This is a genomic window from Variovorax sp. SRS16 (genome assembly GCF_901827165.1).
Taxonomy (GTDB): Bacteria; Pseudomonadota; Gammaproteobacteria; order Burkholderiales; family Burkholderiaceae_C; genus Variovorax.
This window is the reverse complement of record NZ_LR594667.1, coordinates 236,596-262,758: the sequence shown is the minus strand read 5'-3', so window position 1 is coordinate 262,758 and position 26,163 is coordinate 236,596. Positions and strand designations below refer to the sequence as shown.

Below are 26,163 nucleotides of genomic sequence, written 5' to 3'. Positions count from 1 at the left end.
GGGCTGCTTGGAATCAAGCTTGCGCGGCATCCATGTGCTTGGCGTACGCCCACGAGACTTGTTGGTTGTATGCAGCAAAGGGGGACGTGTCCGGGCGCAGCAGCAGCGCGATGGGCTGCAACGCGACCGCCAGGCCCTCTTCTGCTTGCAAGGCGGAGAGTTCGGGCGCCGGCGCGTTGAGGAGGTACGTTGTCACCAGGAAGCGCCTGGTACCGTTCTCGCCGCCGCAGGGACCGACGAACAGCGGCACGACGTCGGATGTCCTGACGTCAAGGCCAATCTCTTCCTTCGTTTCTCGCAAGAGCGCTTGCAGTTCGGTCTCGCCGGGGTCGACCTTGCCGCCAGGCAGGCCCCACTGCGTGGGGTCGTCGCGTCGCGAAACGGCTACGACGTGATTGCCGACAACCGCCATGAGACAGACGGCGAGGGGGAGCGACTGGTTGTTCATACTGGTTGCTTTAAGGGAGACTGCCTTAAGCGTGTAGCAAAGGGCATCGCCGCGAGGTACCGTCGTAGGCGATGGTTAGGGGAGGCACCTGCCGGGGCGACCTTCAGACATAGGCTGGGCGGCACAGCTTCATGCGCAGTGGCACTTCGGGAGTCGGGCCAAGGAAGGCGTTTCCTGACGCCTGACGCTGCGCAGCCTGAACGTCCCGCTCAGTCTTGGAGAGCGCCATCGCCTTCACCTTGGCAGCAGACACCGGCCCCGCGACCCCTTCACGTTGCTTCCAACGTGTCCGCCGGACGATGGAATCCAGCATGCCGGTGTGGCGCGCGGACGTGGCCAGGACGCCGAGCTGCGCGTAATAGAAGAACGAGATGGCGCCCGACGAAGCGCCGCTGGCGGTGTCGGCAACCTTGCCCTCCGCCTCCCAGGCCAGGAACGTGTCCGCGCCCTCCACGTCGACCTCGAACAGCTCGGACTCCCACAACTGCAGGACTTCTCGGCCGTTACCCAGCCTGCGGTTGGGCGTGCCCTCGCGTGCCGCGAGCTCGGCGTGCAGGTCGCGAAGGCCTGAATAGTCCCCCGCGTACCCCTGGTCCCATTCCTCCCCCACAGCGATGAAGCGCGGCGCCGGAAAGCTCTGGACCGGATACGCAATCACGTCCTTCGGCGGATAGTAGCGCGCGCCGTTCACGTGCACGTCCAGCCACACCTCCACCGCGGCGAAAGGGCGCTCGGCGTTGCCGTGAAGCCCCCACAGTGCATCGATGGCAACAAGAGCCTGCGGCGAGACCAGCTCGAAGCGTGGCGCGGCCAGGCCGTCTCTGCGGCAGGCGCGCGCTTCGTCGGCATCGGCGGTCAGGCAGTAGCGAAGGAGTTCTTTGAGCATCGCCGGCGAATACGTGTCCGGCGCCACCGGCAGGAACCCGTCCTTGTCCAAGGTGCGCCCAAGCCACGTCCTGCGGTCAAAATCGTACTGCGTGTCCACTAGGAAGCGCTGGATGTTGTTGAGCCCGCGGAGCCAGGCGTAGCCGGGGCCCGACTCGAGCATGTTCTCAAGCGACTTGTCCCGGCCGACGGCCGCGCAAAGCGAACACCCGAAGCGTGCACCGCAGGCCCGCGACTTCTTGGCGCCCTCACTCGCCATGTCGGCGACTACTGCGCAGGAGGAACCGCCACCCGCGGCGTAGAGGTCGAACACGTCGGCCGCGTCGGTGAAGGCCTCCATGTCGCCAGCACGCATTCTTCCGAGGCTCTCCCAGACATCGTCCGACGTCCATAGCGCGATGGGGCTTAGGTAGAGCGCGCCATCCTTCTCCCAGGGCACGAAGGCGGACTCCTTGCGCTCGTCCATGCGTTCCGCGCGACCAGTAGATTCCTCGAATCGGGTGCCAATGACGGTGACTGGGCGGCCGGCGTGCTTGCCGAACGCGGCCAGGAGGCGCTTTCGCAGCTTAACCATTGGCAAAATCTTGTAGCCGATGGTGCAGTCGCGAGACGACGAGTTTGCGAAGGTCGGGAGCTTGCGCCCCGAGAGAACCGAGACCGCCCAGGTGTCGTTGAGCGCCGGGCGGGCGACGTCGGCCCGTACGACCAGGCCATGGCGGACGGCGAATCGACGCACCTTCTCCAACTCCTGCATCGCCAGCGCCGAGACGGTTGGGTTCTCGATGCCGGTGTCTCCGTGGGTGACCAGGATGGGTGGCACGATGCCGCCGGCGCGTTTTAGGCTGAGGGCAGCGTTGAGCGTCAGGGCCAGGACGATGGAGGAGTCCTTGCCTCCGCTATAGGCCACCAGCAGCGGCGAGCCAGCCTCCAACAGGCCGCGCAGGACCGCCATGGCCTCGTGTTCACGCAGGTGGGCCTCTGAGAGTTCAGTTGCAAGCATTGTCGACCGATTGAGCTCGGCTAGAAGAGTTCGAAGAAGCCCCAGTCTGAACGAGGAGAACTATGCTAGGTCGCCTATAAGCCTTGGGCTAAGAGTTGCTAAACAGTTTAGCATCTCGCACGCGTTTTAGCCAAGCAAAATGAGATGCTAGGAGGCGTCGTCACTAGACAAGGCAGTCACCTTCTAAACCGCTGCCCGCCTTGCCGCTCTTTGCGCTGCAGCAGCATTCCAGGACACCCCATGGCCAACCCAAAGTACACCGGCAGCCTCTACCAGCTGTCCTCGCGTTTCCAGCTTCACGTCGGAGCGTACGTTGCCGTAAACGGCCCTTACGACACCTATGGCGTCGTGCAGAAGTCGGAGAAGCAGCCGGACGACAAGTTCCTGAACCTGATTCGGGGCGTTCCGGCCAGGCTCGGCGTCAAGCCAGTCGCCCAATTCTGACCATTCCCGCCCTGCAGCCTTCTGGTTGCAGGGCGTTTTTCAGGCCCGGCGCGGGGAGGTTCGGAAACGCGACAAAGGTCGCGCCAGCTCAGCGCTGAGAGCAAAAAAATACCGCCAGATGGCGGTATTTGTTCAATCAGCGTCCCGCCAGTAGGCGTCGCTCAAAAGGCGATATACTAGGCGGTTGTATTGGCTGTAGCGGATGTCGACCGGAACGCCCCGACGGTAGGTAAGGACGTCGAAGGTGTCCCGGATGAAAAGCGCGACGGCCGCGCTTCGGCTGATGCCAAGGTCGCAATGCACCAGCACTTCGTCGAGCTGCTCGTTCGCGCGCAGAAAGGCCACGATTTCGCGGGCCATCTCCTTGCTGAACACGATGCGCTCCGGCTCAGGCTTGTCGGCATCGTGGAATGCGAGGCGCAGAACTGCTGCCCATCCCGAATGGAGCACAGCGTCCGGGTCGCCAGGTGTCGTCAGCGAGATGACGCCGCAGTTCGGCAAGGGGTGGATTTTCTCCGCCATGTGCCGCGGCAGGAAGTGAACACGTTTCATAAGAATCTCCGTTGGGGCCTGCTGCGTATAGGGCCGCCCCTGCACCTCGCGCGCTTCTCGCCGTCTCCGGCAAGGTTGCCGTCTCGAACTACTTTTCCAGTGCCTCCTCGGCCTGCGTTATCCGCAAGGCGCGCGACAGCAGGTCCAGACATTCCTGGGTACTGTGCACCTGGGCACAACTGCTGTCGAACCTCGCGCGATAGTCCAGGGCGAGGGCTGCCATCGCCTTGGCGGCGCGGTCTTGAGGGAAAGGCCCGTTGTGCGTCGCACAAAGGTGCAAGTCACTGACGCCGACGATACGGCACTTCTGGTAGGCCCCAAGAAGGATTGCTGCACTGTTGCTCGCATCCCTGCCCACAGCCTGCTCCGCTTCCTCCCGCTCCTTGATAGCAGTCTTTCCGGCGTGGCGCGTCGACCAAGCCTGGAAGGTGATGCCGAGTACCAGGGCGGTGCAGAGGATTAGCGTTACCCGCGGCAGGTGCTCGACCAGATAGCGCTCCAAGCGTCGCATTGCGACGCCGGCCTTGCCAAAGCGGGTGCCTGCCGGTTCGGCGGAAGGGTCGGCCTGCCCTGGCGGGGAAGTTCGGCGCCCTGATTGAAAGGCACCGACGAGGCCTGCGGCGGGGGTGGTCGTCTCCCATGCAAGGCCGTCGGCGCGCCCAGCAGCCATCCCAGCCAGGAAGGCTCGGCGGCCGTCCTCGATTAACCCGACGAGCTCGCCCACGGTCGGCTTGTCGTTCGCGAACGCACCGGCCATATCCATCACCGCCGATAGCGCAGCTTCTGCCGAGAGACGCCCGATGTTCAGCGCCCGGCAGATGCCCAGCGCGACACCGCCGATGTAGCCGAGGATGAACTCCCGGCGTCCGCCCCATTCGGTCGTAGGTGTCAAGCCAAGTGCCTGCAGCTGCGGCGGTACGATGGCTCGCACGCCATTGGCCACCCGCCTTAGCTTCGCTGACTCCGAAGCGTTGGCCGGCAAGGCCGGGCTGCGCAGATTGCGTGCAAACTGCAGTGGGTCCATTTGAGGTCACTCACGGGTCCGGCGCGGCGGAAGCAGTAGCGCGCCGGGCCGACGCCTTGGCACCCACTCTTCGTGCACCGCCGAAAAGACATTTTTCAATTCGTCGGCAAAGGCCAGGAAGAGATAGCGCGTTGCAAGGAGGTCAGTGTCGGTCATGCCGTCTAGGCCGCCCTGCTTCAGATGCTGCTGGAAAAAGACGAATACGGCCTGGTCGGGCGTGTCCGACGTCGAATCCGCAAGAAGGCAGGAATGCTCCAGCTTGAACTCCATGACGGACGGCGTCGCGGTGCTGAGGAGAACGTGCACCGCGGCGAGATGTGGCCGGGGGTGGTGCCCGTCCTTGGCAGGCGCGAGCTTTGCCAACAGGGCGCCACGCAGCGGTTGCGCCTCGAGGAAGGCCTTCAGCGAATCTGGGGTGTGCATCCGGCGCATTATTCACCCTGGCCGGCGGCCGGACCTGGCCACCCTAAGTACGGCGGCCCCTCCCACGGCGAAAGCATGAAAAAAAGCCCAGCTGGGAGGGCTGGGGCTGCTGCAGGATTGCTAGGCCCTGTCTTGACCGGGCTCGCGGGCCCCCGTCCTCAGAGGGGAACCTTGCAGTCCATGGCGCCGAAGGTACTCCCCCGCTCGGTCCGCGACTTCCATGGCGAAAGGCACGGTACCGGCATGCTTGCGCAGCGCATAGCGCAATCTGCCGAGCAATGCCGCCATTTCCTCAATGCTCGGCACCGGCGCCGAGGGCACCGTCTGCTCCTCGGCCGCAAGTAGCAGGTCAACCTCGGACGCGAGCCGGTATCGGCAACTCTCGCTGTGATACGCCAGCACCGGCGTCTTCGTCATGCAGGTGCAGCCTCCGGTCTGCAGCCGCGTCAAGCGCTTATGAATCTCGGTGCGGTCGGCGCGCTGCATTGCAGCCGGCTGGGGCGTGTCTCGCAGCGCGACAAGTTCTGCTTCCAGGCAGCGGCACAGCGCAAGGGCATCGCCGTATGCGGGTGTGCGCTGCTGGCCGAGCTCGACGCGCGTGCGCTCCAACGCGTCGGACAGAGGCGTTCCCGCGGGTGCCACGTGGCGCTGCGCAGCGGCTGGACCGTCTGTGGCTTGCGAGGGACAGGTTGGCGTCATAGAAGTCGGGCTGAGTGTCAGCTTGCACTGCTCGCGTCCACGGTGTCTTCCCACTCGGGCAGCACGCAAGACGAAAAGATGTTTTCCATTTGGTCGACCTGCCCGGCCAAAAGCAGCAGGAGCGCACGCGCCTCGGGCTCGACCAGGCCCAGGGCTTTCTTTTCGCTCAGCACCAGGGCGATGAAATGAACATGCGCGGTGGTGCGCAAAGGCTCCTTGTCCCTGGCCGCACCTTCACATGCTCTCACGAGAAGCGCTTCGAGAGAGGGAGGCGTAATCCTGCTGAGGAATAGATGCGCGGCGGCCATCCAGCCAGCTTCGGAGGGGGAACTCGCGCCGACGGGGTCCAGTGCCTCGAGGAGGCAGTCGCACAGAGGTGTTTGGGGTGACGTTATCGCGTTCATGCGCCAGCCTGGTCTTCGCGAGCCAGCTGCCGAAGGGTGGTGAGCACCGCAGTCTCTGCATCGGAGAATGCCGCGTTCTTCGCTTCCAGCGCTTGCTGCTGCTTGCTCAGCCGGGCTAGCGCCTCTGTACGCAAGGTAGCTTCACCCCCGTCGCTCAGATACCTCAGCGGAAAACGCAGCATGTGGGAATACCTCAGGCCAACGCCCTCGCGGTGGCGCGCGACCTCGAAGAAGATAACGTCGTCGCGAACGCCGGCGTTCATCAGCTGGTCGGCCCCGGGGTCCAGCGACGGAAACTCGTCAAGGAAGCTCTCGAATACGCCGTCACCTTTCACCCACGTGGGCTCGAACAGCGAACGGTGCACGGCCATGCGCTGCTCGAGCACAGGGCGCAGCGCTCGCAGCGCGTCAGCGTTCAACATCTGGTCGCGCGGCTCGGCACGCCCGGTCCCCTGCCGCAGTGCCGCGAGCGCCGAGGACACGGTGAGGCTGCGGACTTCAGAGGAGCTCAAGCTTGTGGCGGCAGTTGTGGTCATGACCTATCAATCTCTGGAATGCGAACCCGCTAAAGAGGCCGCGAAATCGCATTATAGCAGTCACTTGTATTTTAGAACCCTATTTCGGCCGAGACACATTTTAGTCAACTCGGAGGGCGTCCCGCCTCTTCGCGGGCGGGGCGCAATAGGCTCGCCCGCCAAAGGCTAAGCGGGAAGGCTAGACGCTGTATCCGGACAGTTACGTCCCCTGTGCTCTGTCTCGCCCTGAACTTGATACGCCCTCCTCGCCGAGGCTGCCCATGTCTTCATTTCATATCCAACGTCCGCCCCGAGGCTTCCTTCGCAACGCCACCCTCTATTTGCTCGCAGACATCACTCGCAGGGTTGTCTTTTCGCTGGTCGCCGTGTTGATGCTCGCATCAAGCGTTGCATTCACGCAGGCAGAAGGCGGCGGCGTCTGCCGCACGTGCCCTCAGGCGCGTCAGCCATCCTTGTCGTCGGAAGCTGATGCAGGGTCGTGCAAAGGAAAGGCCAGGCATGAAGAATCCACTCGGTAGGGAGCGGAGGGACGCTCCTATAAGACGCCCACGGCTCGCTAAAGCTTAAAGGACTTGCAGGGAGGGAGCCTCCGCGGGGGCCACGGTTGCAAAAGCATCGATATTCGGCGCTGTTCGCGAACTTTTCTGCAGACACCGGCGCGCCCTGGCACCTGACAGCAGTACATTTCGGTTACATTGCGTAGCCTAAATTAACAACAAAGGGCTACAGTGACGCTGGGGACCACAACGCCATTCCAATGGCTCAACTACAAACGCGCCTGGCTTGCAGCCGCAGCAGCGCTTGCTCTCAGTGCCTGCGGCGGCGGCGGTGGAGGCGGAGGCGGAGGCTTTATGTTTCCTGTAGCGGAGACGCCATCGCCTGCGGCGCCGGCAGAACCCGCTCCGACTCCTGAAAAGGAGTTCCGCGTTGGTGGAGAAGTGTCGGGCCTGAGCGGAACGCTTGTTCTGCACAACAACGGCGGCGACGCCATCAGCATCACCGCCAACGGCAGTTTCCAGTTCCCCAAGACCATCACAGCAGGCAACCCTTATGCCGTCACCGTGGCGGCGCAACCCCAGGGGCACCTGTGCTCCGTGAGCGCTGGCGAAGGCTCGGTAACCGCCGCAGTCACGGCTATCCGGGTGGTTTGCGCCGTCTCGACGTTCAACGTGGGCGGAAGCCTCAGCGGGCTGAGCGGCACCCTCGTGCTTCGCAACAACGGGGGCGACGAGCTGAACCTCAGCTCAAACGGTACCTTCCAATTTCCGACCGCCTTGGCTTACGGAAGCGCGTACGCGGTGACGGTCCGCACCCTGCCTACCGGGCAGGCCTGCACCGTCGCACTCGGCTCGGGGACGGTCCAGGGCACGGTCGGCGACGTAGCCATCAGCTGTGCGAACGTCCCGCCGCCGCCGGCGCCGAACAAGCCAGCGACCCCGACCGTCAGCTATGGCGTGAAGAGCTACATCCTTGCCTGGACGCCGGTATCTGGCGCCACGTACTACAAGCTCGGCCAGAGCACCGTCACGCCGAGCTCGCTCACGCTGATGGCGGACAACCTCCTGTCAACAACGTTCAGCCTACTCAATCTGCCCCTGCTCGAGCAGGTACCCACTGAGTTCGCGGTTCAAGCGTGCAATGCGAGTGGCTGCAGCCCCTTTTCGGACTCGGTGACGCCGGTGCCCAGCCTGGCCATCGGACACTTCAGAGCGCCGGTACCCGCGGGCAACACGAACTTCGGTCTTTCGGTTGCGGTTTCAGGTGACGGCAGCACGCTAGCGGTCGGTTCGAAGTTCTGGGTGACCAACACGGGCAAGGTCGACATCTACTCCCGCGTCGGTTCGAGCCAGTGGAAGTTCGAGGCCCGGGTGCTGGCGGACAACAATGACCCAAACGACTACTTCGGCGCGTCGGTAGCGCTCTCCGAGGATGGCTCGACGTTGGCCGTGGGCGCTGAAGCCGAGGCGAGTTCGGGAACCGGAACAGGTGCGGACCCGAACAACGACTCGCTCCCCGGCACCGGGGCTGCCTATGTCTTCAAGCGCAGTGGCGCGACCTGGTCGCAACAGGCCTATCTCAAGCGCTCGGTCGCTGGGTACTCTTCCTTCGGGAGCGCCGTTTCCTTGTCAGCTGACGGGACGCGTCTGGCGGTCGCAGCTCCGGATGAATCGCTTGGCGTGGCCACACGGGAAGGGGCGGTCTACGTATTCGAGCAATCTGCCGGCGCCTGGTCACAGCAAACGCGGCTCGTTGCGTCGCATCCCCATTTCTTCGCGCATTTCGGCCATGGTTTGGCGCTTTCGCCCGACGGGAGTACGCTGGCCATCGGTGAGTATGCGCACCCCAGCATCGCGGATGGCGACGAGACGAGCAATGCGGGCGTGATATCTGGTGCGGTTCACGTCTATGCTGCCAACGGCTCGAGCTGGACGCGTACGTCCTTCCTGAAGTCGCCCACTCCCGCCCTGCCGACGGTCTTTGGCATCACGGTTGCGCTCTCAGGTGACGGCAGTGTCCTTGCCGTCGGCGCCACGAACGAAAGTTCAGGCTGGAACAGCACGACTGGCTTTGACGGTACGGCGCCGCCAGCGCTCAATTCCGGTGCGGTCCACACCTACCGGCGCGCGCCCGGGGGCGCCTATGCACTCGAGACGACCCTCAAGCCTGCGGTCACGTACGCAAACCAGGGCATGGGGCAAAGCATCTCGCTTTCATACGATGGACTGCTCATGGCGGTGGGCATTGTCTTCGACCGCTCTACCGCAACTGGCATCAATGGCTCAGGGCCACTGGATATGGTCGGTGGCACCACAGGTGCGGTGCAAACCTTCCACCACCGAACGGGTTTATGGAAGCTCGAGGATTTCGTCAAGGCCAGGCCAACTGCCCTGAGCGGTTCGGTGAGCGGCTTCGGCTGGGCCGTTTCCCTTTCACGCGAGGGCGGAACCTTGGCTGTAGGTGCCCCCAGTGAGACGAACGTGACCTCTGGCATCAATGGCGTTCCGACCGGACCCGCGACGGCCTACTCGGGTGCGGTCTACCTGTATTGACGCCTCCCGCTTCGGCCGAAGCAAAGTGCAGAACGTCATCCTCGCCTGCTTCATTCCCTGCGCCAACGCCCGCCTCCCGGCCAAGGGCAGGTGGGTCGTGCAGAAAAGGCCTAAGGCCTGGCCCGATTCCTGGGCCGATGGCATGCGACATCGCGCTCGAGGCGAACAGCCGATTCGAGCGCTTAAGCCAGCGGGAGCGTGCCGACCGTAGAGAAACGGCGGAGTGCGTTCAAAACGACTTCCGGGTATGAGCAATAGAGCTACCAGGGACTGGCCTCGGACTGAGGAACGTCTTCAAAACAACATCGCGCCTGTCAAATGCAAATCGATAAATGGAGCGTGCTTGCGGGCCTGCGCTTTGTCCTGGCCTTCATCGTTGCAGTAAACCATCTGCCCGACTTTGTCCCGGTCGGGATTTGGGCGTTGGTTCCAAAATTCGGCGCCTTTGAAGCGGTGCTGGGCTTCCTGCTGATTAGTGGGTTTTCGATAGGCACCTCGTACCAGAAAGAGCCGAAAGCGTTCCTCCGGCGGCGCACTCTAAGAATCTATCCAATTTACATCGCCGCGCTCGCCCTGACTTGCGTCGTCTTCGCGATGGAGCACGGCACCATGCCGTCGGCCTGGTTGCTCGTGGCGAACGTGCTCTTCCTGAATCAGATTGTGACCAGCGACTCGTTCGTCGGCCCTGCTTGGAGCCTGGCGCTGGAGTTCTGGCTTTACCTGCTCACGCCGCTACTCTTCAGCCTGAAGCCTTCGACCCTGCAGCTGCTGGCGCGCGTGTCGTTCGTCGCGTTCCTCGCGCACACCTGCGGTCGGACGCTGTTTCACTGGAACTACTATTCGGGCGTGGGGTATGGCCTCAACCTCGTATTCCTGTCCTTCATCTGGCTGGCGGGATTCAGGCTTGCGCGAGAGCCGCAGCGCTACCAGCCCATACTGAATGAGGTAGGGTGGATGTTTGCGCTGCACATTCTCCTCGCCATATCCATCCAGTTCGCCTCGAGTTGGAAGCGAGACCAGGTCGACCAGTTCCTGCACGTCGGCATCGACAGCTTCGCACTGCAGGCATTCACCTTGCTTGCCGTGCTCTGGACCTTTAAGCGAATTGCAAAATCCGTAGGCGCGCAATCGAGCGGCTCAGCGGCACTTCGGTTGCTTGGCGATATCTCCTACCCGCTCTACATCATCCACATCCCAGCGTTCTATTTCCTGAAGCAAAGCGGGTTTGACTCCCCTATCCTGTACCTGGCAGCAGCCATCGTCGGCTCGTTCCTCCTATCTTGGGGCTTGGACAGGTATTCGCAGCAACGGCATCAGCGGTCCACCGGCAACGATTCGACTGCGACACAGCCCCAGGGGAATTCATAGTCGCGGAGTGGCTTTGGCGCAAAACCTAACGGCGCCGGTAGCGCGAATCCATTCTTTGATGGTAGCCAACTGGTTCCCAGTCGTCGGAGCCCGCTCGCTTCATCGAAATGCGAAACGGAGCGCTTGACCCCGCTTGAAGGGGCCCCGTGGTGAACAACTCAAAATGGTCGCTGTCGTAACCCTGCTCTAGGGTGTACTTGTAGACCTCGGTTCGAGGTGCCCTGGCCGGACCGATGCACTGGGCCACCAGCGCTGCGGTTCCATCTTTATACACAGACAGAGTAGAGCAGCCGTCCACTGCTTCAAAGCGGCCACACACGGTGCAGTCGGCTGTGCAGGATTTCGGTAATAGCCCGAATAAAATCGCCCCTGCAAGGAACAACTTTAGAGCCTCAAACATCGTGTTGCCGTGTGACTGCTTCCCATGGCAGAAGTCTACGTTGCCCCTTACTGTCATCCTTAAGCCGTTTGTCACGATTATTGGGGGCCGTTTGTCCTGCTGTGCTGGGCGCCAAGGGTCAGCCGGTGGCAAGCATATCGGCAACCCTTCCATGCCTTTTTTCCCCTGCGGTTTGGTCCGGGACCTCCGGGCGGCGCAGAAGGCTGCGCTCAAGCCCCTGCAGCCCGAACCCCGGCGCACTCGGGAATAGGAAAGCAGTTCTGTACACTCGCCAATCGGGAACGAGGAGAAGTCACCTATGCGCTTTTTGAAGGCGAGTGCGATTGTTGCGACGGCCTTGGTACTTCACGGCTGCGCTATCAGCTCGAAACCCATACCGGGTCCGAACGGGCGAACTGCATACACGGTCAAGTGCGGCAGCGCAGTTCTTCATGCTTGCTACGAGGAAGCCGCCAAGCTCTGCCCACAGGGCTACAGCCTCGTAGACCGGCAGGACGGGCCGAATGGAATCGTGACCCCGATGGGCGCCGGCGCCACGTTCGTGCGGGGACCGAACTCAATGTTCATTGAGTGCAAGAGCTGAACCGAGTCGGGGCAATCGGCGCCAATGGTCTCACAGGGGACCTAGGCGCCCGCGTCTCGGTGCTCTGGCTCGATACAGTCGGCGCCCGCCGGACGCAATGCGTAGCGGGTCAGCCTGGCGCCGTTCCGCCACTTCCGTTCACTTCGAAGGGTCGTTGCCAGCCACCAGCACGACTGGCTTCCCGTCTTCAATCACCTGCTTGCCGTCGAAGATGCTCACTTCCATCTTTCCAACCGCAGGCAGGCTGAGCGAGATTCGGTCGCCGTCCTGGGAAAAAGTACCGCCGGGAGAGCAGGTTCCAAACTCAGGCGTCCACTTCGCTTGGTTGTTCTTCTCCAAGATGACGAAGAAGTAGAGCGTTTCACAGCTATTGCCGCGGCCACCGCTGCTCGCAAGGAGTACGGCATCCCGGCCCCCAGAAAGCGCGAACCGCCGGACGATGCTTTGCCATTGGGCGTCCTCGCCGGTAAACAGAGGCGCACCGCCCAACGTGACAGCTCGCTCCCCAGAAGGCAACTCAGTGACCTTGAGCTCCCCGGCGACGGTGCCGAGCGTCTTCGGCCCGTCTGCCTCGATTTGCCCCACGACCTTGGTGCCAGCGGCGGGGTCTACAGTGGCAGCGGCCGCCGCCTGCGGCACTGCTGTCGTGACGGCCGGATTGGACGCGGGCACCGGGCCTTGAGCCGCCGCAGCGCTCTGAGTAGCGATGTACGGCGCTACGCTTGAGAATTTGAAGACAAGTTCGGGCGCCTCCAGCTTCCCGCGCAGGGTCACGCTCTGCTCAGCAAGGCAGTCCGCCTCGGTGCCGCGAAAGAACGAGCCGGAGAACACCGCATACTGACCCCTCTTCATCTGGGAGGCTGTTTGGAAAACCGGCGTGCCTGGCTCGATGAGTGTGCCGTGGAGCACGTCCGAGATGGCGTTGTTCCACGTCTTCACAGTGATGCCGGGGGCAATAGACAGCTCGAGAACTCCCTTTCCGTCACTGTTGGAGTCAATCTTCTCGACCTTGCCGACCCAGTTGCTTACAGCAAGCGAACGCATCTGTTGACAAATCAGCTTGTCGCGATTTGCCTTGGTGCCGCCTCGCTGCATGTCGTTCTCGGCGTCCTTCGACTCACGCTGAGCTCCGCTGATGACCCGAATGAGGTCTTCCTCCGCGGGCGGGAGCGTTACGACGGATTTCTTCGGGTCCTTAGCTTTTTCGCTGGAGGTTGTCGACGATGTGCTGGCGACCTTGGAGTCGTTCTTGCGTTCTCCCATGGAGGCCCCGACGACGACGACTGCGACCAAGGCCCAGAACCATAGGCGCTTGAAGAAGGGCTTCTTAGTTTTAGATTCCTCGCTCATGGCACTCCTCTTGTTTTTCTCGAACACCTCAATGGACGTTCAGAGCCGATTTGCCGGAACGAACCACTCGTGCCGGCCGCGGCAAGGCGAGTGTAGCCGGCCCGCATGCAGTGCGCCGTTACGCGTCTCACCTGGCATCGCGCGGGTCCCCGCCCCGAATGGCAGCATGTGCGGCCGGCGCGGGAAGCCTTCACCTAGCTTCCCCTGCAGCCGGCGAAAAGCCGGGCCACCCGGCTTGTTCGCACCTGCGCCGAGCTTCGACGTGCGGTCGCTACGACTTCAAGGGCCTGTGCGACCCGCTCAGCACGTTGGTCCACACCGGCCAGGCGTCGCCAGTCGCTCGCGACTCGCATCACCTCCATAGGGTTCATTGGCACCAACGAAATGTCGTCAGCGTCCCCAGATGGCTCAGGCACGAGGGCGCCTCGCGCGCGGCCACGCTGCGACATGTCGTTGAGGAATGCGTCCACGAAAGACCTTGTGGCGACCAGATGCGAGGTGATTGTTCGGTCCATGGCCGGATTCTGGCCAACGTGCCTTTGTCGCGCACGGTCCGAATGGACTGGTTGCGCGCCCGCACCCTCATTATTCCGTGAAATAAGTCCCGGTCTCCGCCAAGCGGCATGGTGAACTTCACAGCCGCCGGGTGGCGACATCGATTCCCTTGCGCACGCGGCGCAGCGCCTCGAGCAGAGCTGACGGGCTTAGCAAGCCTTCTACGCACACGCCTGCCACCGGCGAAAAGGCCTACGGACCTGAGAAATCTGCTATTTACCGCGACTTGCCCGCAAAAACATCTACACGCACTTGCTGGAGGATTCGCGAAGAAGTGACCGGATTGCGTCCGCCTCATCGACCTTCTGTGCCTCATATTTGCCATATGCGGAGAAGTGCGTATGGCTGTAGACAGTCTTCGTTTCTTGACGATATAGGATGTCGAGCGGTCCAAATTGGCCCAGCGGTCGCTTTTCCAGCCATCGGAAGCGCTTCGTGGCATGCATCAGGCGAGCCACCTTTTTCGACACGAAGACGTGCTCTGCGTCGCCATCCAGGACATAGTCGCTGAGCTTGGATAGATGGGCGTCGTCTAAGTCTGCTCGCACGAGGCGACTTCGCCCGACCGTAGGAATGTGCAGTAACTCTATGAATGCGACTTGGCTCGCATGCTCCGGCGTAAAGCCGATGCGGGCGAAGCTGCTGTGATAGAAGCGGCCGTCTCCTCGGTATGGGTACTGCTCTAGTAAAAACGGATGATGCCGTTGGTGACTGCGCCAGAAGGCGACTCCGTCTTCGTGGTACTCCCGCAGCTTCTTGAAGATTGGCTCGTCTTCTACTTCTGCGTGATAGTTCGCGTCGAGGCCAATGAACAGGAATTTTGCGCTTTTTGGATTTGCCCCTTGGTAAGGCTTATCGCGGAATAGCGCATTCAGAACTTGGCTGGGATGCTCGATGAACATGGACGCCTCGAGTGGTCGATTAGACGTTGAAGGTTACCCCACAAGACATCGTGCCGGCGGGCAATCGAGCACGGTCCCACTGCTCCATGCAGCGCCATGGCATCGTCGGCCCTAACGTTCAGCCTCCAGCGGGCATGGGTCAGGCCGCCATAGCAAGACCCTCATCGAGCAGAGCGCCGTCAGTACTGGACACATCCGTCTCGACCCGTTGCTTGGCTCGCGGGCCTGCAGGCTGCGCCACCTGGATTACCACTGGGGCGACGAGCGCTCGCTCGGCACTCGTGGCCGCCTTCTGGGCGTAGTCCACACCCGCGGTCGCTGCAATCGCACGCAGGTCAAGCGCAGCGGACGTGAGGGCTTCCTGCTGGCTGGAGAGAGCCTGTGCAATGGCAGCAATGAGGAGGTTGCGGGCGTGCGCGGCATGGGCGTTGTATTCGGGCGCGCCCCTGACGTGGCGAATGTCCGCATACGAGTCGGCCAGCGCGAGCAGGTTGCGCGCGATGCTCGAAGTGCGCGCATCGGCCGCGGCGGCGAGGTCCTTCACGCTCCGGAGGGCAATGGTGTCGGTGCTCACAAGAACTCCTTTTCTTCTGGGTCAGGTCTCAGGCCTGGAGGCGCGCCATCCGAGTCGGCCAAGACGCCGGGGTCGCTCGGTCGACGAGATGGGGCGGGGCCGGTCGGGGTGCGCCGTCTTAAAACGGGCACCCTGGTGCCAAGTGTTCGCCTTATAGGTCCGGCGTGTCCACCGATTTTAGCAGCCAGCGGTCGGGGCTTGCAATTTAAATCGCTTAGCGGGAAAACGGAGCTGACTTATAGCCAGAAAATGGGGGTGTCCCGCGGTGCCTGTGCACGCATGACCCGACCCTGTTGGGCCCAAGCAGAAATGCGCCACCGATGAAGGTGGCGCATTTGAATGGTGGATTGCTACTGGGCAGCCATGGCCGCTCCTACGGCACCGCGTGCGGCAGCGTCCCGGACTTGACCCGGGGGCCGGGAAGGTTCCGCCTGGTCGATGGCCGGCGGGAGTTCGCGTTCGCGCCTCTCGCACTCCCGAATGGCGCGCGGCAGCCCCAGGTTGGGGCATTGCTCGGTCGCGCGGCCGATGCTCGCGACGCGGGTCGAGTGCGTCAGGCCTGTCTGGTACACCTCGAAGCCTTTCCGGCCGACGTCGAGAACCCAGAAGTTGGCAGTTTCGTGCTTGATTTGGTTTAGTTGGTACATGTTGCAGGCTTGCGTGGAGTTGATGGCCTGCGTTGTGTAGCCACGCGCGAGCCCGAGCCGCGTTTCCCCATGAGGCTAGAGCGGGAGCCGCCCTATATCCACGCCCCAAAGACCTTGGGTTTTAGGCGCTGGCGAGCTAAAAGGTGATTCGCTACACCTTCGAATACGCCTAAATACGGGCAATTTTCGCCCGCACCCTTGACGAGTTCCGACCCATGCGACCCTACTTCAAACGTGCCGTTTCAGCCTTGCTGAGCGCAACAATTGCCCTGCAACCCGTCCTGGCCGCTGCTTCAGAACACATGTACCGCATTCCCATCGACCTCAAGGTCGGTCAGAGCGCGGCGGACTTGGAGATTCAGCCCGCGGCCACGGACTTCGGGGATGTCGCGCGCACGCAAAGCAGCACGCGCCCTGTCAGGGTCGTGAACCACAGCGACGTGCCCGTGGCAGGTATGGCCGTACGCGCGGAGGCTCCTTTTGCCATCGACACGCAGGGCTGCTCGATGTTGCCTGCCGGTGGCGATTGCACGATGCTGGTCTCGTACCTCCCGCAGACGGCAGGCCTCCATACCGGCACCTTGACGGTCCATGGCGCAGGCGCCAAGGCTGAAGCGCAACTCCTGGGCAATTCCGTGCCGCTGCTGTCGGACGTGGAAATCTCCGACAGCGGCTGGAACTTCGGCACCTGGAAAGTCGGGACCACCAGCACCAGCAAGCAGCTCGCCATCAAGAACACGGGCACGGCGCCGGTTAGCCTGAGCCAGCCCTACTTGCTCGAGGCAGGCGGCGGTGACTTCAAGCTGAGCGACAACTGCGGTGGTTCGCTCGCGCCAGGCAACACCTGCATCGTGACCGTCTCGTTCACCCCGACGGCGCTGGGTCAACGCATGGGCGCGCTGCGCGTGAAGAGCGGAGAGAAGGTGCGCGACGTCTGGCTCCTGGGTATCGGCGGCACCGAGACCATTCCCACAACGCCGACACCGAAGCTGGTGACCTCCTCGACCGTGGACTTCGGGACCCTGGAACCGGATGCGGGCACGGTGACGCGGACCGTCACCCTCGTCAACGCGGGAACCAAGGCGCTGCAGCTCTCGGCGGCCGCGCTCAAGGGCGCCGACGCGGGCTCCTTCACCCTCCAGAACCAATGCCCGGAGGCGCTCGCCGAGCGTGCGACATGTGCCATCGACGTCAGCCTGAACCCGACGGGGCACAAGTCCTACAGCGCCAGCCTCGAGCTGGCGTCGGATGACCCCGCAAGCCCTGCCGCCGTCGGCCTGGTCGCGCGCTCGGTTGCACTGAACTCCAAGCTGGTCGCAGCCCCCACGACCGTGGACTTCGGCGAGACGACGCTCAACGCCGCGGTCAAGAGGACGGTGCGACTCACGAACACGGGCACCGTTGCGGCCAACGTGATGCAAACGTCTGCCTCGCCCGCGAGCAGCTTCGTGGTGCTGAGCGGCTGCACCGACGAGTTGGCGCCCCAGGGAACCTGTGACCTCGAAGTCCAGTTCTCGGCCGCCGCGCTCGACTACGCGGGCGGTTCCCTCACCGTCACGACGGGCGAAGGCCAGAACCTGCAAATCCCGCTCACCGGCTATGTCATTTCGCCGCGCATCCAGGTTGCACCTGCAACCGTGGACTTCGGCAGCGTCGGCGTCGGACTGACCGCCGCGACCAAGACTGTCGACGTCACCAATACCGGCCGCCTTCCCCTGGAAGTCAATGGCATCGGCGTGACCGACCCCGAGCGCTTCTCGAGCAGCAACAACTGCGGCACCCCGCTGCAGCCGAACCAGTCGTGCCAAGTCGCAGTGAGCTTCACACCGCTGGACGGAAAGCAGGCTCTCGCCTCGCTGGCCATCGAGAATAACGACCCCCGCCAACCCTTGGCCCTGGTGACGCTGAAGGGACAAGGTCTCGTCGGCGAGGTGAACGTCTCACCGGCGTCCCTTGAATTCGGCGAAGTGGCCAAGGACGTGGCTTCTGCCGCGAAAACAGTCACCGTGACGAACCCGGGCCCCGGCAGCATCCGGGTCTCGAGCGTGGGCGTTCGCGCTCCCGGCAACCAGGTCTTCAGTTTGGCCAACGACTGTGGCAGCGCCATGGATGCCGGTGCCTCGTGCTCCATCGCGGTCCAGTTCACCCCCAACGCGAGTGGTCGCAGCTGGGCCGGCTCCCTGGACGTCCAGACCTCCGACGGCACCGAAAAATCCGTTCTCCTGACCGGGGCGGGTGCCGCTATTGCTGGCAACGTCCGCGTGTTCCCCGAGTCGCTCGACTTCGGCTCGGTGGGCATCCCCCAGGCGGTCACCCGCAAGTTCACGCTGACCAATACTGGCGCCACCGCGGTCGCCATCGCCGGCGTGAACGTGACGGGCGCGGACGCCGCGAATTTCACGACCACCAGCACCTGTGGCGCCAGCCTGGGTGCAACGGCCTCCTGCGAGGTCCAGGTGCGGGCTGACGTGGCCGCCGCCCAGACGTACTCGGCTGAGGTGACGGCATCGCTCGGTAACGGCCAGGCCTTGAGCGTCCATGTGGCCGCCCAGGGCACCACGGCCACCCCCACGCTCCTCGCTGCGACGCCGGACGCCCTCGACTTCGGGGGGGGGAGCATTGGCACCCCGCTCGACCGGGTGGTGCGCATCGACAACGTCGGTACGACTGCAGTCGGCGTGGCCAGCGCTACGGTGACGGGCGAAGCCTTTAGCCTGGTGAACTCCGCCTGCTCGAGCAGCCTCGCCCCCGCCGCCTCCTGCGGCGTGACGGTGCGCTACAACTCCACCGCCGGCGGCGCCGAAGCGGGCATGCTGACCGTGCAATCCACGGGCGGCCAGCGCCTGACCGTCCCGCTGGCGGGGACGGCAGCAGCACCGGCGATGCGGCTCAGTGACGCATCCCTTTCTTTCGGCAGCGTCGCACTCGGCCAGACCGCCAGCAAGACGCTGACGGTGACCAACCAGGGCGATGCGAGCCTGGTCATCCGGACGTTCAAGCTCACGGGAACCGCAGAGTTCAACGTGATTGAGAACTGCACGACCACCCCGGTGGCGCCGCACGGCTCTTGCCAGTTGACCGTGGCCTACACGCCCGTGGCGGCCGGCCAACGCAGCGCGTCGCTGGCCCTCAGCTCCAACGACCTGTCCAATCCGACTGCCGTCGTGAACCTGTCCGCAACGACCCCCGGTGGCGGAGATGGCGAGGAAGGCACCGCATCCATCCGGGTGTCCCCTGGCCAGGTGACCTTCGCGTCGACCGCCGTCGGCAAGGTTTCCTCCGTGGTCTACGTGAACGTCTCGAACGTCGGCACTGGCACGCTGGATATTCGCGGCCTGGATGTCCTTGACACCGCTGCGTTCAACCAGAGCAGCAACTGCGGCTCCGCACTGGCTTCCCAGCAGTCGTGCCAGGTCGCTGTCATCTTTGCGCCGACTGGCGCGGGCCTCCACAGCTCGGCGCTGGTCATCGATTCGAACGACGCCAAACTGCCCCAGTTCCTCGTTCCGCTGTCCGGCGTGGGCAGCTCCGGCTACATCGAGGTCACGCCGACCACCCTCGCCTTCGGTGGCGTGCGCGTGGGCGAGCTCTCGCCGGCGAAGGTCGTCACGATGACCAATCGCGGCAGCGCCGTCACCAAGCTCACAGGCATCAGTCTGCAGGGCACAGGTGCTGACCAGTTTGCGGCCAACAACGATTGCGGCCTGGGCCTCGAGCCCGGTCAATCCTGTTCCGCCCTGGTTGCCTACCAGCCGGACGCGGCATCCGCCACGCAAGCCCGCCTCCTGGTCCAGACGAGCGCCGGCACATCCATTGCGGTCGCCCTGAGCGGCTACGGCACGTCCACGACGGCACCTGCCACCTCGGTGTCCCTGAGCCAGCCGGCTGTCGATTTCGGGCGAGTCGTCATCAACAAGTCGATTTCTCAAAAGCTGCGGCTGAGCAACAACGGCGACGTGGACGTGGTGGTCGACAGCATCAACCTCAACGGCTCGGACCTCGCCGCCTTCTCGCGCGGCCTCGACTGCGTGGTACGCCTGGTCCCAGGCACCAGCTGCGACATCGTGGTCAGCGGCACGCCCCGCGAGGAGCGCGACCATGCCGCCCAACTCGACATCCGCTTCAAGACGGCCGATGTGTCGCTGGCACCCGTGCCCCTGCACGTGCAGGGCGTCGCCAAGGCGCCCGCCGCCACGGTCACCGTGACGCCACTCGCGCTGACCTACGAGAACGTTGCACTGGGCACGCCCTCGAGCAAGCAGGTCCGGGTTGCGAACCAGGGGCCCGACGCCGTGGCCCTCAATCAGCGCATCGTCAGCGGCAGCGCCAGCTTCTCTGTGACCACCGGCTGCGACACGCTCATCGCGACCGGCCAGTACTGTGACCTGACCGTTCAATATGTCGGCAGCGGTTCCGAGGACCAGGCCGAGCTCACGCTCGTGACCGAGACGCAGCAAACGGTGAAGGTTGAGTTGGCCAGCGTCCAGACGCAAGTGACCGCTCCGAAACTTTCGCTCTCGACCGCCGCACTCGACTTCGGCTCCGACGACGTGGGCACGGCATCCGCCGAGCAGGAAGTCGTCGTGCGCAATACCGGCACGGCAGCACTTCAAATTTCCGGCATCGGCATCGGTGGCGAGTTCACCAAGCGCACGACCTGCGGCTCCTCCGTGGCGCCGGAGGGCACCTGCAGCGTGTTCGTGCAGCATTCACCGGTCACCGGCGGGACGCACGCTGACTGGCTCCTCGTTTCGACCAACGACCCGACGACCCAGACCGCCCGCGTGGCGTTGAATGGCGTGGGCCGCATCGGCGTGCTCGCGGTCAACCCGGCGACCTTGGGCTTCGGCGCACTCGCCATCGGAGCCTCAGCCCAACTGTCCGTCCAGGTGCAAAACGTCGGTACCGCGGCACTGCCTATTACCGGCATCACGGTTGAGGGCGACAGCGCCCAGGCATTCACCGCCACGCCGTCCTGCCCGGATTCCCTGGGCGCGGGCCAGTCCTGCACCGTGACTGTCGCCTTCTCGCCGACGATGGCCGGCCGGCATGAAGCTGCGCTGCGCATCGTTCCGCTCTCTGGCGAGTCCCGCGTCGTGTCCCTGGCTGGTGAAGGCCCGCCGGCGCACATCTCCGTGACTCCGACGAACGTGTCCTTTGCTGACCAGCCCGTCGGATTCACGTCGGCACCCCAGGTGGTGACCCTCACCAACGACGGCCTCCAGAGCGTTGCCGTGTACTCCGCGCAGGTGACTGCCGGAACCTCGAGCTACGGCGCGACTTCTGGTTGCCCGGGCATCCTGGCGGCCGGGGAGCAGTGCCAAGTTGCCGTCGCCTTCACGCCGGCCGGCGCCGGCCCGCGCACCGGCACGCTTCGCCTGTCGACTTCCAACTCCGCAGGCGCCATCGACGTCGCCTTGACGGGGACCGGCATCACCACGACCGCCCAGGCTACGCCGACCGCGGTGGACTTCGGGGTCGTCTATTCCACGGCCCCACAAGACCGCCTGGTGACCGTGAACAACACCGGGACCCTCCCGATGCGGGTCAGCTCGGTCTCGCTCACGAGTCAAGCCGGCTTCGCAACAGAAAACGCATGCGGCGAAGCCATCGACGCCGGCTCGTCCTGCGACATCCTCGTGCGCGCTACCGGCCAGGGCAATGGCGCTCTGAGCTCGTCACTGGTCATCATGACGACCGCCGGCCAGCTGACCGTCCCACTGACCGCGACCGCCTCGTCGCCGAGCATTGTTGCCGTCAGCCCGAGCATGGTCCCCGCGGCCGGCGGCGCGACCGTCGTCGTGCAAGGTACGGGCTTCTCCGACACGACGCAGGTCTTCATCGGCGGCGTCGAGGCCGCACCGGTGAACCTCGTCAGCGCCACGCAGCTGACCGTCACCGCGCCGGCGCACGCCGCGGGCCTCGCGGACATGCGCCTGGTGAACAACGGCGTGACCACGGCGTCGCGCGCTGGTGCTGTCCAGTACGTGGCTGCACCGACCATCGCTGACGTGTCCCCCGCGTCCGGGTCCCTCGCGGGCGGGTGGACGACCCAGGTGTCGGGGACCAACTTTGTTGCCGGCATGACCGCAACGGTTGAAGGCCGGCTTGCGACCATCGTTGTGCGCAGCCTCACGCAGGCTACTGTGACCGTGCCAGCGCGCACAATCGTCGCCGAAGGCAGCGTTGCCCTGAGCGTGACGAACGTCGCCGGCACCGCCAGCCTTCCGGCCGCCATCCAGTACGTCGCTCCGGCGGCCGACCTGGCCTGGGGTCCGGCCGGCGGCAATTTCGGTGCCGTGGCGCAGGGCTCCTCGGCCTCCAGCACGGTGACCCTCACCAACGCCGGCACGGCGCCGGTCATGCTCTCGAGCATCATCGTCAGCTCCCCGACGGCTTCGGTCTTCTCGCTCGGGACACAGGGCACCTGCCCGCAGGCATTCCCCGCCTCCTTGGCGGCAAAGGCCAGCTGCACCGTCGAGGTCATCGCCACCGGTTCGACCCTGGGCGCCGCGTCCGGGACCGTGGTCGCCGCGACCTCCGTGCCGCAGGGCGGCTCCACGGCGCCGCTTTCCTTGTTCGCAACGGTCGAGGAACCCGACTTCGCCTTGTCGAACTCCGCGGGTGGGCTCGGCCTGGTCAGCGGAAACTTCGGCGTCGTGGCCGCGCTTAGCGAAGCCGGCCAGGGCAACCCCGCGGTCGCACGCAACATCTACCTGCTGAACCTGGTCCAGGCAGCCGCTACGCGCATCAACGAGCCGGTCATTACCATCACCGGCCCCGACGCTCCCCACTTCCGCATCACGAATGTCGTGGCAGCTGCCAGCAGCGGCTCGAACAAGGTCAGCGGCGCTACGATTGCGCCCGATAAGTTGAGCGCTACGGGCGCGGTCGTTGACGTCGGCAACGGCGCCTACCCCCACCTCGCTGTCGTGTTGTCCTACGCACCGCTGGCCAAGGGCGTTCACAACGCACAGTTGACCATTCGGTACAACGGCGCGCGCCAGGTGCAACTGCCGCTGTACGGTGAAGCGCAGTACTTCAACAAGGCCGAGCTCTCCAGCTCGAGTGCCCTGCCCGTGGTTGCGCCTTCTGGGGACTTCGGGACGCTGTCGTACAACGAGGCATCCGAAGCTGCCGGGTCAGCAGTCAAGACCTTCTATCTGCTGACCACGGAATCGCAGGGCAAGCTGCTCAAGGTGAGCGACCTTCAACTCGTGGGCGCGGACGCGGGAGCGTTCCACATCACGTCCATTTCGCCGAAAGCCGCGGGCGACCGCCTGCCGGCGCAATCCATCGCGCCACTGGAGATGGCGCAAACGAGCGCCACTTCACCGCTCGGTGTCACCGTGCAATTCCAGCCGACCCGGATGGGCCAGCACGACGCGCAGCTGTTGCTTTCGCACAATGCCGACAACGGCTCTCCGACCATCCTGGCTCTCAGGGGAACCGGCGCGCGCGACGTGCGTGTGGTGGCCTCCGGCGGCGCAGGTGAGGTCGCGATTCCCTCGTTCCCGAGCGTCGGCTTGGGAGCCGAGGCCACCCTGACGACCTATGTTCGCAACCTTGGCACGGTGGGTAGCCTCACCGTGACGGGAATTCAGGTCGTAGGCTCGCCGGCCTTCTCCATCTCCGAAGCCGGCGCGGCTACCGTGACGAACAAGAACGGCGCGACGCCCTATCCCGCAGGTACGCGCTACGCCGCGTACACGCGAACGCTGACGGACCCGTCCGTTGCGAGCGGATGGACGGACATGTACACCCAGCTGAAGTTCAAGCCGACCACCACCGGGGCGCACACGGCCACCGTGACCGTCTTCCACGATGGCCCTGGCGGCAAGACGTCCTTCGAAATCAGCGGGGAGGGCGTGCGCGCAGCGGCAGCACTGTCTGAGACCGCCGGTTCGCCCGCAGCGGTGCCCAATGGCAACTTGGGCTCCGCCACTTTCAACGGCGAAGCAGGCGCGCCTGCCGAGGCGGTGGCGAAGACGTTCTTCGTCGTCAACACCACCGGGGTCGGAACGCTGCGCGTGAACCGAATCCGCTTGGCCGGCCCTGACGCAGCGAGTTTCAAGATTGTTGCGTACAGCGGCGCCACCTCTGTGTCGACTCAGGACGTGTCTCCGGCCAACATGGTCGAGGGCGCGTACCCGAGCCTGTCGTTTCGCATCCAGTTCACGCCGACCAAGTCCGGGAGCCACACAGCGCAAGTGTTGGTGGACCACGACGGCATGAACACGTCTCCGCTGGCACTCGACCTGCAGGGCCAGGGCGTGCGTGATGTCGTCCTGCAAGCCGCGAATGTCGACAAGGGCATCGTTGCCGTGGGCGCAACCGCCACCGGCACGGCCTTTGTGCGCAATGTCGGCACGCGCGGAAGCGTCACGTATACCGGCATCCAGTTGACGGGCGACCCCGCATTCACGGCGGTTTCGGCCAATTTCGCACGCCGCGGCGCGGAGACGCAGTATGGACCGACCACCACGTTCCCGGCAGGGGCCACTTCGGCAAGCTTCAGCATGCAGGGGGCGGATGTCGCGACGGCGCCGGCCACGTCCACCGACCTGGCCCTCAACTTCAAGTTCACCCCGACCCAGCGCGGCAGGGTCACAGCGACGGTGACGGTGTTCCATGACGGACCTGGCGGCAGCACGACGTTTCAGCTAGAGGGCACGGGCGTGCAGGCGACCGCGGCCTGGTCGGACAGCTCATCTGCCGTCGACCCTGTCGTCTCGCCCGACTTCGGCCTCGTCACGTACAACCCGAACGGCGTCAACGCATCAAAGGGTAAGGTCTTCTATGTGGTGAACCCTACGCAAGCGGGCAGCCTCCAAATTACGAGATTCCGCATCGTCGGACCCGATGCTTCGGCCTTTTCGATTGCCTCATATACAGGGGCCGTTCCACCGGCGGGAACTCGCGACGTCGCCGTCAATCTCCCGGCCGGCTCGTACGTCCGGATTGAGTTCGCTCCGAACAAGATTGGCGACTTCAATGCGCAGCTACTGGTCGAGCACAACGGCGACAACGTCTCCCCCCTGCCGCTCGACCTCACTGCGCGCACGGCGTATGACGTGAGCTTCGCAGTGTCCGAGGGCCCGGGGTATGTGCCGCCCACTCCCCTCGGCGATGCACTCGTCGGCAGCTCCTCGTTCAAGTATTTCTTCGTGCGCAACATGGGGACGGCGGGTGCGGTCCGGTTCACCGGTGTTCAGGTCCAGTCGGGTACCCCGTTCAAGATTGCCGCGACAGGTCGAGGCTCTCGGGATTCGACAACGGCGAGCTCGATAACGAACTACGCAAGTCCTTACCTGGAATCAGTGACACGGGACCTGCCTGGCTTCGACGCGGCTACTGCACCTTCTGGTGCAACTGACTTCGCAGTCCGAATTGCCTTCACGCCAACGACGATGGGTATCAGCACAGCCCTCGTCACCGTATTCCACGACGGCCCGGGGGGGCAGACGAGCTTCACGGTCTCCGGCACAGGGGTCTATCGTGAGTTGTCTGTCGTGCACCATCCGGCCTTTGCTGTGCCGTACAACAGCGGGGGGTACCCTGACAGCGTTGAGTTCTTGAACACGGGAACAGCGACCATCCCTAGTGTGGTATTCGGAAATAGCGTTACCAGCCCATTCTTTGGAGATAGCAACAACTGCGTGAACGTTCCGCCTGGTCAAACTTGCGCACTCTCGTTCTACCTGAGCGCTGGCTCTAGTATCGGGGTAGGAACTTACAGCGTTGCATACACGGCGACGATTCCCGATGGCGGGACAATCAAGGGCGTGAAGCCACTGACCGCAACCATCCTTGGTAACAAACCAAACGTCGTCTCACCGGCTAATGGCTTGGTGGACTTCGGTGCACTGGCCGTGGGCACGTCGAAGACACTCAATGCGACCGTGCGCAACGACGGGACGCAGAATGCAAACTGGACCGGAATCAACAACGTGACGGGCTACAACAACTTTGTCCCGGCGAACTTCACCTATGACATGTCGGCGTGCAGCAATGTCGCTCCCGGCGCCAGTTGCGTCGTGAAGGTGACGGCTACCCGCAAGGCGTTGACCACGGGCACCTACGGCCCGGTCGCTCCCACGCCTTACACGCAGTACGGCACCAGGCTCCAGTTCAAGTTCAGCTGAAGCCGACAAGCGGCCACATCACAGAGCCCGGGAGAACCCGGGCTCTGTTCTTTTGCATCCTGGTTAGGGCGCGCCTGGAGCTTTCGGGTTAGGACACGGCCTGCCCAGCCGCTGCATACTCGCCGACGCCCTTCATTGGAGGGGTGCATCATGATTGCATCGTCGTCGCGCTGC

At 64.0% G+C, this 26,163-nt stretch carries 16 protein-coding genes; 5 read left to right on the top strand and 11 right to left on the bottom strand.

All coding sequences use genetic code 11. From position 1 onward, the window contains the following. Positions 1 to 13: 13 nt before the first annotated feature. Positions 14 to 448 carry an NUDIX hydrolase gene (locus E5P2_RS29265; protein WP_068674439.1) on the bottom strand — a complete coding sequence of 145 codons (435 nt, stop codon included), beginning with the start codon at positions 446 to 448 and terminating at the stop codon, positions 14 to 16. Positions 449 to 551: 103 nt separating this feature from the next. Continuing rightward, positions 552 to 2,285, bottom strand: a complete 1,734-nt coding sequence (locus E5P2_RS29260; protein WP_068674441.1) for a phosphoadenosine phosphosulfate reductase domain-containing protein — start codon at positions 2,283 to 2,285, stop codon at positions 552 to 554. Between the two features lie 288 nt (positions 2,286 to 2,573). On the opposite strand from E5P2_RS29260, the gene E5P2_RS29255 reads away from it, so the two are divergent. Then, positions 2,574 to 2,777, top strand: a complete 204-nt coding sequence (locus E5P2_RS29255; protein WP_068674443.1) for a hypothetical protein — start codon at positions 2,574 to 2,576, stop codon at positions 2,775 to 2,777. Positions 2,778 to 2,909: 132 nt separating this feature from the next. Here the strand turns inward: E5P2_RS29255 and E5P2_RS29250 are convergent, their stop codons facing one another. The 6 genes from E5P2_RS29250 to E5P2_RS29225 form a co-directional block, all read right to left on the bottom strand. After that, positions 2,910 to 3,329 (bottom strand): dual specificity protein phosphatase family protein, encoded by a 420-nt coding sequence (locus E5P2_RS29250; protein WP_068674445.1) that lies wholly within the window; start codon positions 3,327 to 3,329, stop codon positions 2,910 to 2,912. An 88-nt stretch (positions 3,330 to 3,417) separates the two neighbouring features. Continuing rightward, positions 3,418 to 4,353 (bottom strand): hypothetical protein, encoded by a 936-nt coding sequence (locus E5P2_RS29245; protein WP_068674447.1) that lies wholly within the window; start codon positions 4,351 to 4,353, stop codon positions 3,418 to 3,420. Between the two features lie 6 nt (positions 4,354 to 4,359). Then, entirely contained in the window at positions 4,360 to 4,776 is a 417-nt protein-coding gene (locus tag E5P2_RS29240; protein ID WP_068674449.1) for a hypothetical protein, read from the bottom strand. Positions 4,777 to 4,896: 120 nt separating this feature from the next. Beyond that, complete coding sequence (locus E5P2_RS29235) at positions 4,897 to 5,418, bottom strand: hypothetical protein (RefSeq protein ID WP_068674451.1); 522 nt, start codon at positions 5,416 to 5,418, stop codon at positions 4,897 to 4,899. Positions 5,419 to 5,492: 74 nt separating this feature from the next. Next, positions 5,493 to 5,684, bottom strand: a complete 192-nt coding sequence (locus E5P2_RS29230; RefSeq protein WP_068674452.1) for a hypothetical protein — start codon at positions 5,682 to 5,684, stop codon at positions 5,493 to 5,495. Positions 5,685 to 5,875: 191 nt separating this feature from the next. Next, entirely contained in the window at positions 5,876 to 6,415 is a 540-nt protein-coding gene (locus tag E5P2_RS29225) for a hypothetical protein (protein ID WP_068674454.1), read from the bottom strand. 728 nt (positions 6,416 to 7,143) lie between these two features. Between E5P2_RS29225 and E5P2_RS29220 the strand changes: the two genes are divergently transcribed. Both E5P2_RS29220 and E5P2_RS29215 read left to right on the top strand, forming a co-directional pair. Next, positions 7,144 to 9,465, top strand: a complete 2,322-nt coding sequence (locus E5P2_RS29220; RefSeq protein WP_146039512.1) for an FG-GAP repeat protein — start codon at positions 7,144 to 7,146, stop codon at positions 9,463 to 9,465. A 318-nt stretch (positions 9,466 to 9,783) separates the two neighbouring features. After that, on the top strand, positions 9,784 to 10,833 hold the full coding sequence (locus E5P2_RS29215; RefSeq protein ID WP_068674458.1) for an acyltransferase family protein: 1,050 nt from the start codon (positions 9,784 to 9,786) through the stop codon (positions 10,831 to 10,833). A 1,121-nt stretch (positions 10,834 to 11,954) separates the two neighbouring features. Here E5P2_RS29215 and E5P2_RS29210 read toward each other — a convergent pair. The 3 genes from E5P2_RS29210 to E5P2_RS29200 form a co-directional block, all read right to left on the bottom strand. Continuing rightward, positions 11,955 to 13,166, bottom strand: a complete 1,212-nt coding sequence (locus E5P2_RS29210) for a hypothetical protein (protein ID WP_162570801.1) — start codon at positions 13,164 to 13,166, stop codon at positions 11,955 to 11,957. A gap of 797 nt (positions 13,167 to 13,963) precedes the next feature. Next, positions 13,964 to 14,623 carry a hypothetical protein gene (locus tag E5P2_RS29205; RefSeq protein ID WP_068674466.1) on the bottom strand — a complete coding sequence of 220 codons (660 nt, stop codon included), beginning with the start codon at positions 14,621 to 14,623 and terminating at the stop codon, positions 13,964 to 13,966. Positions 14,624 to 14,762: 139 nt separating this feature from the next. Further along, positions 14,763 to 15,197 carry a hypothetical protein gene (locus tag E5P2_RS29200; RefSeq protein WP_068674468.1) on the bottom strand — a complete coding sequence of 145 codons (435 nt, stop codon included), beginning with the start codon at positions 15,195 to 15,197 and terminating at the stop codon, positions 14,763 to 14,765. A gap of 320 nt (positions 15,198 to 15,517) precedes the next feature. Between E5P2_RS29200 and E5P2_RS29195 the strand changes: the two genes are divergently transcribed. Together E5P2_RS29195 and E5P2_RS29190 are read left to right on the top strand one after the other, a co-directional pair. Beyond that, on the top strand, positions 15,518 to 15,835 hold the full coding sequence (locus E5P2_RS29195) for a hypothetical protein (protein WP_162570800.1): 318 nt from the start codon (positions 15,518 to 15,520) through the stop codon (positions 15,833 to 15,835). 224 nt (positions 15,836 to 16,059) lie between these two features. Beyond that, on the top strand, positions 16,060 to 25,989 hold the full coding sequence (locus E5P2_RS29190) for a choice-of-anchor D domain-containing protein (RefSeq protein WP_162570799.1): 9,930 nt from the start codon (positions 16,060 to 16,062) through the stop codon (positions 25,987 to 25,989). Positions 25,990 to 26,163 lie beyond the last annotated feature (174 nt).